This window comes from Shewanella sp. S1-49-MNA-CIBAN-0167 (genome assembly GCF_040310145.1).
GTDB lineage: Bacteria > Pseudomonadota > Gammaproteobacteria > Enterobacterales > Shewanellaceae > Shewanella > Shewanella psychromarinicola.
Genome location: NZ_JBEOPO010000045.1, coordinates 25478 through 35736, shown reverse-complemented (window position 1 = coordinate 35736; position 10259 = coordinate 25478). Strand labels below are relative to the sequence as shown.

12 protein-coding genes are annotated in these 10259 nt (G+C 41.9%); 8 read left to right on the top strand and 4 right to left on the bottom strand.

Annotated elements, in window-relative coordinates:
- Positions 1-335: 335 nt before the first annotated feature.
- The 3 genes from AAEZ00_RS17810 to AAEZ00_RS17800 form a co-directional block, all read right to left on the bottom strand.
- Positions 336-917: a YSC84-related protein gene (locus tag AAEZ00_RS17810; protein ID WP_101033030.1), complete on the bottom strand. Its 582-nt coding sequence runs from the start codon at positions 915-917 to the stop codon at positions 336-338.
- Positions 918-1082: 165 nt separating this feature from the next.
- Entirely contained in the window at positions 1083-2021 is a 939-nt protein-coding gene (locus AAEZ00_RS17805) for a hypothetical protein (RefSeq protein ID WP_351078819.1), read from the bottom strand.
- A gap of 64 nt (positions 2022-2085) precedes the next feature.
- On the bottom strand, positions 2086-2478 hold the full coding sequence (locus AAEZ00_RS17800) for a nitrous oxide-stimulated promoter family protein (protein ID WP_101033029.1): 393 nt from the start codon (positions 2476-2478) through the stop codon (positions 2086-2088).
- A gap of 354 nt (positions 2479-2832) precedes the next feature.
- Here AAEZ00_RS17800 and AAEZ00_RS17795 point away from each other — a divergent pair, with 354 nt between their 5' ends.
- From AAEZ00_RS17795 to AAEZ00_RS17765, 7 genes are all read left to right on the top strand, one after another.
- On the top strand, positions 2833-3714 hold the full coding sequence (locus AAEZ00_RS17795; RefSeq protein WP_351078815.1) for a prolipoprotein diacylglyceryl transferase: 882 nt from the start codon (positions 2833-2835) through the stop codon (positions 3712-3714).
- A 107-nt stretch (positions 3715-3821) separates the two neighbouring features.
- A complete protein-coding gene (locus AAEZ00_RS17790) occupies positions 3822-4154 on the top strand; it encodes a hypothetical protein (RefSeq protein WP_351089299.1) in 333 nt (110 codons plus the stop codon).
- Positions 4144-5652, top strand: coding sequence for a protein adenylyltransferase SelO (locus tag AAEZ00_RS17785; protein WP_351078825.1), 1509 nt, complete (start codon positions 4144-4146; stop codon positions 5650-5652). Before AAEZ00_RS17790 ends, AAEZ00_RS17785 begins: the two co-directional genes overlap by 11 nt.
- A gap of 25 nt (positions 5653-5677) precedes the next feature.
- Positions 5678-5980, top strand: a complete 303-nt coding sequence (locus AAEZ00_RS17780) for a DUF3630 family protein (protein ID WP_101033026.1) — start codon at positions 5678-5680, stop codon at positions 5978-5980.
- A gap of 10 nt (positions 5981-5990) precedes the next feature.
- The gene (locus tag AAEZ00_RS17775) at positions 5991-6992 is read left to right on the top strand and encodes a serine/threonine protein kinase (protein WP_101033025.1); all 1002 of its coding nucleotides are present in this window, start codon (positions 5991-5993) and stop codon (positions 6990-6992) included.
- 131 nt (positions 6993-7123) lie between these two features.
- On the top strand, positions 7124-7741 hold the full coding sequence (locus tag AAEZ00_RS17770; protein WP_124013234.1) for a thiol:disulfide interchange protein DsbA/DsbL: 618 nt from the start codon (positions 7124-7126) through the stop codon (positions 7739-7741).
- Between the two features lie 658 nt (positions 7742-8399).
- Positions 8400-8612 (top strand): DUF1107 domain-containing protein, encoded by a 213-nt coding sequence (locus AAEZ00_RS17765; protein ID WP_101033023.1) that lies wholly within the window; start codon positions 8400-8402, stop codon positions 8610-8612.
- Here AAEZ00_RS17765 and AAEZ00_RS17760 read toward each other — a convergent pair.
- Positions 8609-8830 carry a cell division protein ZapB gene (locus AAEZ00_RS17760; protein WP_101033022.1) on the bottom strand — a complete coding sequence of 74 codons (222 nt, stop codon included), beginning with the start codon at positions 8828-8830 and terminating at the stop codon, positions 8609-8611. The genes AAEZ00_RS17765 and AAEZ00_RS17760 overlap by 4 nt on opposite strands.
- Before the next feature lie 332 nt (positions 8831-9162).
- Between AAEZ00_RS17760 and AAEZ00_RS17755 the strand changes: the two genes are divergently transcribed.
- On the top strand, positions 9163-10254 hold the full coding sequence (locus AAEZ00_RS17755; RefSeq protein ID WP_124013235.1) for a branched-chain amino acid aminotransferase: 1092 nt from the start codon (positions 9163-9165) through the stop codon (positions 10252-10254).
- The last annotated feature ends 5 nt before the right edge of the window (positions 10255-10259 follow it).

Below are 10259 nucleotides of genomic sequence, written 5' to 3'. Positions count from 1 at the left end.
AATCAAGAGCTGGCGTCTCGCTTAATCATCTGCACTAAGGTCACTCTTTCACATCCCTGTGATCGCGACATTTACTAAGTCCTGTAGCTCACATGCGGCAGGCAATAAGTTCAAATGAAGCTACGTTATAAATCAAGCTAAACCAATGCCAAGTAAGCTGAGTTAATTAATATCTTAAACCCACTTTTGTCCACAAACGAGTTAGCTAGGCTACTCTGTATATGCTAATGCCATTATTTGGATTCTGCGTTAATAAACCACTCTTTCCAAATAATTCAGGCTGCCAATGGCAGCCTGAATGTTATGTACTTAACGAGTGTTAAGACTAGCAGCGGTTACTTACCATCAAAGGTAAATGACTGACCTGCTAGGGCGGCTTCAAACATTAAGCCTCCTTTTGCGGCGGTAAATATCGCCATGCCATTGATATAAGCGGCTGTTGCAGTGTGGTTACTTCCTGCTTGCCCTGCACCAGCTGAATTGCCCGTAGTACCGACTTGAGCATTGGCACCAACGTTAATCGCTACGGCAGATGCTTGGGCACTAAATTCAAAGCTACCGCTGGTGAAATCATTATAAGCTTTAGCATCTTTAAAAAAGATAATTTCGCTATAGGCTTGTCCGCCTAATTGAAAACCAATGGATAGCTGGGTTAACGTGGAATCCCCCATATAAGCATCGCTTTGGTATACACGACCATTTCCATATGCGGCACCAATCCCGATACCGCCTTTGGCTACGGTGGGGAAGATGGCATAACCATAAGCAGTATCAAATAAATGGCGGCTTTCATTGGCTTTTTTAAAATTAGTAATTGCATCGTTATAAGCATCTTCGTTTGCAAAACTAGGAGCTGAAAACGCGAAGCTTAATAACACGAGTAAACTGGAAACAACTAAGCTAATTGAACGTTTCATAAATAACCTCAGTGACTAAATTGTCATGGTAAAACTCACCATAGAATAGCATAACCCTAAAATGACGGGTGTTAATAAACATTTATGTCGGCGGGCGCCAGCAGAGTGTTGATCATTATGTTCAACGTGATGTGTTCAGGAGAATCAGCTGTTTTTTCTGTAGCACTAGCCTTTTTTGTCGCCCTGATCTGCTGCTGAGTGATCTGCTGAAAAATCGGTAGCGTCGTTCTCATCCTCATCCAGCATTAAATCATGTAAATAGGTTATTTCTTCCTGGTCCAGAAGCTGCTCTGTGGTTGGTGTCGCTGCTTTTTTGGTGGCGTTGAGTGTGCCGCGCAAATAGGCTGCTCGCGTGACTTGCTGGATACCATATAAAGCAAACACATATACAGTCAGTAATAGGCTTAAACGTGTTACCGCTTGGATTAACAAAGAGACTGAATCACCCAAGTAAAATGGTAAATACACCAATACAATGCGCAACACCCAATTAATCAGAATACCAATGGTTAATACACTTAACCAGCGAAAACGTATCACTTGCAAATTGGGTTGCCTATTGGCCAAATACTGTGGGCGATAGTGAGACAATAAGCGGTAAATCAGCCAAAAATAGATAATAGTTTGTAGCATTAATAATATGGGTAAGGTCAAAGCCAATAGACTAATACTGTTTAACTCAGCCAGAGAACCAATGGTGTTATTTGAGGTTTGTGGGTCAATACTGATATGAAATAATATGGCTGAACTGGTCACTAATGCAACGATAATCGCACAAGCAAAATGCTTGATTAATAGCGGTTGATAGTCTTCTTCCGTTAAGCTGCTTTTACAATATAAGTACAGCATGGGCATGAGTAAAAAATAGACAGGAATAAAGAGAGTAAGCGCTAAATGGATTGGGATCGGTGTTGTTTCTTGGGTTAGCAACCCGGTTAAAAAATAACAACCTATGAGTAAAAACATCCCGGCTAGCAGGCTATTGCTGCGAGTCGTGCTTTGGTAAATATAATGAACATACAGGCCTACTCCAAGGCAATGAATGCCTCCGAGTAAGGAAAGCCACCAGTATGTTTGAATGAAGAAATCGTTAAATTGGTTCATTTTCACTCTCTTTGACGATAGTGAATACTAACCTACTTTCTGCAAACCGAGTAGTTTCCGGTGGTTAACTTTGCTCAGATTTTCGTAAATGCCTGTTTGAGACTCTTTCTGGTGGTAAACCGGGTGCCGGTTTACGTTCAGCAAGTAAATGCTTAATTGCCAAAATAGGATGAGGTAATAGCATTTTGGGCCCAGAAAACATCATGATTTCACGCGCTCTTTGCTTCATGTGAGGTTTGTAACAATGGACAGGGCATTTATTACAAGTGGGTTTATCTTGGCCGTATGGGCAACGATCTAGGCGAGTATTGGCATAGCTTAAAAACTCACTACACTGCTGGCATACACCTTGGGACGGCTTGAGCGGGTGGTGCGCTTTACAGTATATTTCGACCATAGCTTGTATTGTTCGGAATTCGTAGAGTAATTTACCACTTAATAATTCTTTATCACTCATAATATTATCTCTTATTAAATACCTTAGTAAAATAGTCGGATATTAATAGTGTAAGCTTGGCAATTGAACCTAGCAAACTTAGCTTATTTAATTTTGAGCTTATGCGCAAAATGTCCTTTTTTGAGGTTTGGATCGCAAAAATGATTGAAACTGATGCTAAATGATAGGTCGTCTATGACTTGTTATAGATTAAAATACATAAATACTTGATTTTATAGTGTACATTGAAACAATAATGAATGGTGCTTAAAAAAACAGCGCGGTATCATTAAAACCGTACATTGCCTCACAATGAATATTGTGAGTGAGATAAAATCATGTGCTACGGCATATAATCAGCAAGGTGGAAGCCTAATGAAGGTAATTTTAATTGTCATATTGATTGCAATTGCTCTGTATCTATACAGACGCACTCAAGCGGTGGCAAAACAAGAACTTGATAAAACCGATCGTAATGTTACACCGCATTCATCATCCAGTGAGGTAGCTCAATCTGAAACGTTAGCAGCGACAGACGATACTGCTAAGGCAGACTCTGAGCATGCAGCCAGTGATAAAACGGTTGACGATGATGCATTATCAGACCGAGCTGTAGATAACGATAAACTTAATTCAGCCGTGTCTGTTGATGAGCCTGTCGAGGCTGCTCTTACTGAACCCAACATATCAGCAGCAGACACCCAGCAAACTGATGTTGTTTGCGAGCCAAAAGCAGCATCAAAGGATACTGTCGCTGTGGCTGAAGTGAGCAAGAGTCATGTTGAGGCCAAAGTGCCTGATACCCCCGCGGTTGAAGTGTCAAACCATAAAGGGTCGTTATTGGATCTAGTCAGTGTTGAAGGCGATTGGGCAAGCGAGAGCTTTGTACAACAGGTTGATGCTGCCAACATTGCCACCGATCTTCAACATCAGCATAGTGAATTAGTCAGTGTGATTAACCATTGCTATAAGATGCGCAAGCAAGCTGATTATTGTCAATATGGTGCGGCCTTACAGTCGACCTATTTAGCATTATATCGCTTATTACATCAGCAAAACATCACCCAACAAAATACTGATGAAATCAAATCTCCGGCGTTTATGCAATTATCGACCTTGTTGAACGACGTGGGTCAGTTTGATGAGGCAGTTAAGGTCTGTCAACAAGCGCTTGAATACCAGTTAACAGATGGCACTGTCACTGGGTTTGAAGGGCGAATAAAACGTATCGAAAAGGCTAAAACTAAAGTGAGCTAACAGGCTATTCAATACTGTTGGATGGATATCAGGTATGATATTCAAAAGGAAAGCGGACCTTGGTTCGCTTTTTTGTTGCTTCAGATCCAATGATTTCAAGGTTAAAAATGACATTAATGACTCGTACATTGACTAAAATATTGCTAATTACTGCCACCGTGGTCTTACTTGCCGGTTGTTTTCGTACTCCACAATGGACCTTATTTTATGTTGCAGACCAAGCACCTCTTCCTACGAAAATAGTACAGCAAGACCATATTGCCGGTTATTACGATTCATTGGAGCAATGCCAGGCCAAAGGTACAGGAATGTTACGTTTACAAGCGTCTTCAGTGCCCGCAGAGCAAGCTTTTGTGTGTGCAGAGCTGTGTCAGGTAGATGAACAGCAGCAATTGCAGTGTAAAAGCCAAGTTGCAGGAGTTGTGGATGATGCAATTTAAGCAAGATTTTTTTGAACAATTAGAAGGCTTTTATTCACAAGTTTATCCTTTGCCAATCAGTAATCCTCATTGGCTTGGTTGGAGTGATGATGCTGCTCAACTGATTGGTTTAGAAAAGCCTAATGCTGAATTGTTAATGCAGTTATCGGCTAACTATGCCGCGCCTGGTGCGAGCTATTATGCTCAAGTCTACAGTGGTCATCAATTTGGTGGCTATACCCCCAGATTGGGCGATGGTCGCTCAATTATATTAGGCGAAGCCATTGGCCCAAATGGCGCTTGGGATGTCGCCTTAAAAGGCGGCGGTCCCACGCCGTATTCTCGCCAAGGTGATGGTCGGGCGGTAATGCGCTCTGCGGTGCGCGAGTTTTTAGTATCCGAAGCACTGGCTGCGCTAAATGTACCTACCAGCCGTGCGTTAGCGGTTATTGGCTCCGATTTACCCGTTTGGCGCGAAAGCCAAGAAACGGCCGCCATAACGGTGCGCTTAGCTAAAAGTCACATTCGTTTTGGTCATTTTGAATATTTTTGTCATGGCGAACAAGGTGATACTGGCAAGCTTTCTCAATTGGTTAATTTTACGATTAAGCAGCATTTTGCGCATTTATCAACAGATGCCGCAGGTTACAAACAATGGTTTTATGAGATAGTGCAATCTACCGCTAAAATGATTGCACACTGGCAGTCTGTCGGGTTTGCTCACGGCGTGATGAATACCGACAATATGTCGATACTCGGTGATACCTTTGATTTTGGACCCTTTGCTTTCTTAGACACCTTTAAAGAAGGCTTTATTTGTAATCATTCTGATCACGAAGGCCGTTATGCCTTTGGCCAGCAACCCGCAGTAGGGTTGTGGAACCTCAAACGTTTGGCCCAAGCATTAACGCCCATTATTGAGTCTGACGATTTAATCGCAGCGCTAAACACTTATCAATCTGAACTGGTTAAGCAGTATTTACGCCTTATGCGTGGCAAGTTGGGAATGCATCAAGCCGCGAGTTTACATGCACTTAATTCACAAGATCTTAGCGCAAAACCTCTCAGTGAAGAGGCTCAAGCTGAGCTCGATAAACATGATTTGCAGTTGTTGGGGCAATTTACCGTCTTACTGGAAACTAACCAGCTTGATTACACCAATAGTTTACGCCGTTTTGGTCAGCTGGACCCGAGTCACTCACATTCTACTTTACGAGACGATATGGTCGATGTTGCTGGCTTTGATACCTGGTATAAAGCTTACCAAGACCGAGTGGGTGAGGTGGCAGATATTCAAGGGTGGCAATGCGAGCGCAACAGTGTCAATCCGAAATACATCTTGCGTAATTACCTAGCCCAAGAAGCCATTATCGATATAGAAGAGAACGGTGATAACAGCAAATTATTACAACTCCAGCAACTTTTACGCCGTCCTTATGACGAACAGCCCGAGATGGAAGACTTTGCCAAACGCCCACCCGACTGGGGACAAGGCTTAATTATGTCTTGTAGCAGTTAATTAATGTATTTTACCTGAGTCGATTATGAAATTACTTTCAGCCCAATTAGATCCGCAAGCATTAAGTATTGTTATTCAAGCTGAAGTGGATTTTGAGCAATTTGAACGATTTGCCGAACCGCTAGCGGCTGTACTTGATTGCGACATCCGTGATCGCCAATGGGGAGCGGATCGTCATCAATGGTTGCTCAATTTTGAAGGAAGTCCTTTATGGTTACATTACGAGTTTTATGGTGATATTTGTTGGATTTCTACCGATAATGCGAAAGAATTAGACGTATTAGCGTTTTTGTTAACGCTACTTGCTCCACATATTCAAACGACTTAAGAAGGCATACATGGACAACTGTACCGGCGCAGAATTTCATTTTCAGGCACTGAAACCCGATCTCATTCTTGATGCGATTGAAAGCATAGGCATCTACCCTGAGACGGGGTTATTAGCGTTAAACAGTTATGAAAATAGGGTGTATCAGTTCCGCTGTGATCAAGGCCTTCGTTATGTGGTGAAGTTTTATCGCCCACATCGTTGGAGCAATGAACAAATTCAAGAAGAACATGATTATGCATTAGAATTAGCCGCTGAAGACATCCCCATAGCCGTTCCAGTCGTCATTGAGGGCAAAACCTTATTTGAGTATCAAGGTTATCGTTTTGGACTCTTCCCCTCTATTGGCGGGCGCGCGTTTGAAGTCGACAATCTTGAGCAACTTGAATCGGTTGGCCGCTTTATTGGCCGTATTCATCAATATGGCGCAAGGCAGCCCTTTGTGTATCGTGAACCGCTCACGCCAGCCATTTTGGGCGATGAGTCTTATCGCTATTTACGTGAAAGTGGGATTGTTTCCAGCTCGATGCAAACGGCTTTTTTTACGGTAGTTGAGCAGGTATTAGATAAAGCCAAGCAGATTTGGCAGCAACACCAGTTTACCTCGATACGCCTGCACGGCGACTTACATCCGAGTAATATTTTATGGACACCAACTGGACCTGGGTTTGTCGACTTAGACGATGCCAGGCAAGGCCCAGCAGTACAAGACTTGTGGATGATGTTAACCGGAGATCGCCAGCAACAGTTATTGCAAATTGATCTTCTATTAGAGGGATATCAAGAATTTTGTGATTTTGATGCTAAGCAATTGGCACTGATTGAGCCGTTAAGGGCATTCAGGATGGTGCACTATAACGCGTGGTTAACCAAGCGTTGGCAGGACCCTGCCTTTCCAATGAATTTTCCATGGTTTGCCGATATTAAATACTGGGAACAACAAACGCTGGCATTTAAAGAGCAGTTATCGGCACTGAACGAGCCACCATTGAGTTTACCCAGTTTTAATTAACAATATTTCATAATCACTACCTAATAGTATTTAGTTACAAATACAATTAGCTAACGATTGAGTTAAAGACTAACGCTAGACTATGATAGAGCCAGCGTATTGATATTTTTGCCTACTTAGAAGGAAGTAAAATGAAAAAAGCATTATTGATGGCCGCAGCACTCCTGCTCGCGCCGATGGTTGCGATGGCTGCCGATTATAAAGAAGGTGTGCATTACACTGTGATTAATGAAGGCCCTGAAACAGCCAAACCAGAAATCACAGAGTTTTTCTCATTCTTTTGCCCCCATTGTTTTAACTTTGCTAAAACCGTAGTGCCTAAAATTGAAGCGAATTTACCCGAAGGTGTCAGCTTTAATCAAGCTCACGTTGAGTTTATTGGTCGCCAAATGGGCGTAGAAATGTCACGTGCTTTTGCGGTTGCGCAGCAGCTTAATGTTGATGAGAAAATTGACACGGCATTATTTAGTGCTATCCACGATAAGCGTCAGCAGTTTACCCGCCCAGACGATATCAGAGCAGTATTTATTGCCAATGGCGTAGAGGCTAAAGCTTACGATGCTGCGGCGAATTCATTTATGGTTAACGCACAGATGTCGAAAATGAAGCGCGATACTGAAAACGCTAAAATTTCGGGTGTTCCTTCATTAGTTGTTAATGGTAAATACCGAGTAGAAACCAGCTCAATTAAATCTTATGACGAGTTAATTGATATCGCATTCTACTTAGCGACAATGAACAAAAAGTAATCTAAGCTAAATGGGTTATTTAAATAAGGAGCTTCGGCTCCTTTTTTTATTTAACCTCAGCTCAAGATAATAACCGGTTCTCAAACTGCCCGTAGAGCCATTAGCCAAGTGAATTGACGTGTTAATCATCTGTTTATTGAACGTAATGCAATGCCTTTAGCATAAAGAGGAGCTGTTTGAGATACGTTTGGGTGGAGGGGTAATTAAGATGTCGTTATCGGTGACTAGCAAGGCTTATGAGTATGGCGTTTTCAGCCATGTGGTTCGGTAAGATCGCCGATTGTGTTGCTAAATGGTATGAGTTTGAGACTACAACAGGCAAAAAAAACCGCATGTCTATAAAAGACAATACGGAAATGAGTCAAATAACTCTTTTTTACCCTGAGTAACATCGAAGATAATAACATGATGTCAAAATATTGACAAGTGTCATTAAAATGCCGTAGTTGCTTATGTGATTTGTTAGAACAAAAAATGGCAAGTTAATGAAACTCTTTCGACATCAAGTTGTCCAATTTGATGACATTCAAGTTGTGTTTAACAAGAAAGTGAATCGTGTTTTTATATGCGCTTTGGATAGTTCCATTTCTGACTTATACATGGCTTATCGTTGTTATTTCATCGCACCTTGCGCATGTATCTTCTTGGAGGAAGTCGTATGAGAATGTTCCCTGTTTATGCACCGAAACTAATCGTTAAGCATGCTAGGATCTTTTTAAGTGGAGTGATTTGGGTAAAAGACTTAGGGCTACTTGAATTTGATAAGGGTCGCTTTCTACACACAAAAAAAAACCTGCCAAAAGTTAAGCAGGCTATCCGTGAACTAAATGCCTTGATTGAAATCCAATCACAGCAGCATCAATCCATTTAGATCTCGTTATTCAATAAACCAACAAGGCCGTTGACCTTATCACTCCAAGAGTTTAGGTCTTGCTGCAATTGTTGGTTTTTTTGTGTCAATTCTTGTTGCTGTAACGTCAACGCTTGGTTCTTTTGCTTCTCTTCATCAAGCTCCATTTTTAGTAGCTCAATATTTTCGAGAGTCGCCTGGATTTTGGTTTCCAGTTGGGTCAATAATTCAAGGCTCATGGGGGGAGTCCTATACGTTTCGGGATGGAATCCCGATTCTAGCAGTGTCAAGGCCTATAGGAATAGCCTTTAAAACTAAGTGGCTAAAATATATTCAATAAATCGTACTATATTGTACTTTATCTTTGTTCGAGGTATTTTTAGCTGTCAACCATGACAATAAAAGACTTTGTTATAATAATTTCTAGGCACGATGTCTGTCACTATATGAATAAAAATATTGATGCTTGTTACGCTCAATTGACGTATTTTGATTGAGGATCTAGGGCTTCGACTTGACATTAATCTCTAGCCTCCATAGTCTGCAAGCTCAGTTTTTAAGGTGGTATGTAATGGACATAAAATATAATTTAAAATCTGCGTCAGAGCGCCGCACAGAACCATTTAAGCCAGAAGGCGATGTGGGTTTTGGCAGGCTTCGTACTGACCACATGTTTTTAATGGATTATCGTGATGGTCAATGGTGTGATCCGCGTATAGTCCCTTACGGCCCGTTTGAAATGGCACCAGGTGCAATGTCACTGCACTATGGTCAATCAATTTTTGAAGGCGCAAAAGCCTTTATGCACGAAGACGGCGAGATTTACACTTTTCGTTTAAACAAAAATGCAGAGCGGATGAACCGTTCTGCCGATATCGTGTGTATTCCGAATATCGATGAAAGTATGCAAGTGAAGGCAATCAATGCCCTTATTGATGTTGATCGTTTGTGGTTTCCGCAGCAAGATGGCGCATGTTTATACATTCGGCCGTTTATCTTTGCAACCGAAGATCGTTTATCCGTTAGTCCAAGTCAGCAATACACATTCTGTGTCATGTTAAGCCCATCTGGGGCTTATTATGCCTCAGGGGTAAATAATGGTATTCGCTTGTTAATCAGTACTAAGTACCACCGTGCAGTATCTGGTGGTACTGGTGCTTCAAAAGCGGCGGGTAACTATGCTGCCTCACTGCGTGCTGGTAAAGCGGCTGTAGAATATGGTGCATCGCAGGTATTGTATTTGGATTCAACCAATACTCAAATTGAAGAAGCTGGCGCGATGAATCACTTCCACATTTTAAAAGATGGCACTGTGATTATTCCGACATTCACTGATACCATTTTAAAATCCATTACCTCTCAATCCATTATGGAACTTGGGGATATGCTGGGTTGTGAAGTAAGACAAGAAACGGTGATGTTAGATAAGTTTATTGCTGATATTGAGTCTGGCGAAATTATTGAAGCCGGCGGTTTTGGTACTGCCGCGGTGGTGTCCCCTGTGAGTTCATATATTTTTGAAGATGGACGCATTATCACTGTCGGTGATGGCAACGTTGGACCCAACATCCGACGTATCTATAAAGTCTTCACTGAGCTACAAAAAGGCCACATGCCAGCTCCAGCGGGTTGGGTAAAGCGTATTGAGCGTGTTGCACCCTAGTTCAT

Bases quoted from the DNA above. Each gene is read 5' to 3' on its own strand.
- AAEZ00_RS17810 (WP_101033030.1), bottom strand. From the start codon at position 917: ATGAAACGTTCAATTAGCTTAGTTGTTTCCAGTTTACTCGTGTTATTA.
- AAEZ00_RS17805 (WP_351078819.1), bottom strand. From the start codon at position 2,021: ATGAACCAATTTAACGATTTCTTCATTCAAACATACTGGTGGCTTTCC.
- AAEZ00_RS17800 (WP_101033029.1), bottom strand. From the start codon at position 2,478: ATGAGTGATAAAGAATTATTAAGTGGTAAATTACTCTACGAATTCCGA.
- AAEZ00_RS17795 (WP_351078815.1), top strand. From the start codon at position 2,833: ATGAAGGTAATTTTAATTGTCATATTGATTGCAATTGCTCTGTATCTA.
- AAEZ00_RS17790 (WP_351089299.1), top strand. From the start codon at position 3,822: ATGACATTAATGACTCGTACATTGACTAAAATATTGCTAATTACTGCC.
- AAEZ00_RS17785 (WP_351078825.1), top strand. From the start codon at position 4,144: ATGCAATTTAAGCAAGATTTTTTTGAACAATTAGAAGGCTTTTATTCA.
- AAEZ00_RS17780 (WP_101033026.1), top strand. From the start codon at position 5,678: ATGAAATTACTTTCAGCCCAATTAGATCCGCAAGCATTAAGTATTGTT.
- AAEZ00_RS17775 (WP_101033025.1), top strand. From the start codon at position 5,991: ATGGACAACTGTACCGGCGCAGAATTTCATTTTCAGGCACTGAAACCC.
- AAEZ00_RS17770 (WP_124013234.1), top strand. From the start codon at position 7,124: ATGAAAAAAGCATTATTGATGGCCGCAGCACTCCTGCTCGCGCCGATG.
- AAEZ00_RS17765 (WP_101033023.1), top strand. From the start codon at position 8,400: ATGAGAATGTTCCCTGTTTATGCACCGAAACTAATCGTTAAGCATGCT.
- AAEZ00_RS17760 (WP_101033022.1), bottom strand. From the start codon at position 8,830: ATGAGCCTTGAATTATTGACCCAACTGGAAACCAAAATCCAGGCGACT.
- AAEZ00_RS17755 (WP_124013235.1), top strand. From the start codon at position 9,163: ATGGACATAAAATATAATTTAAAATCTGCGTCAGAGCGCCGCACAGAA.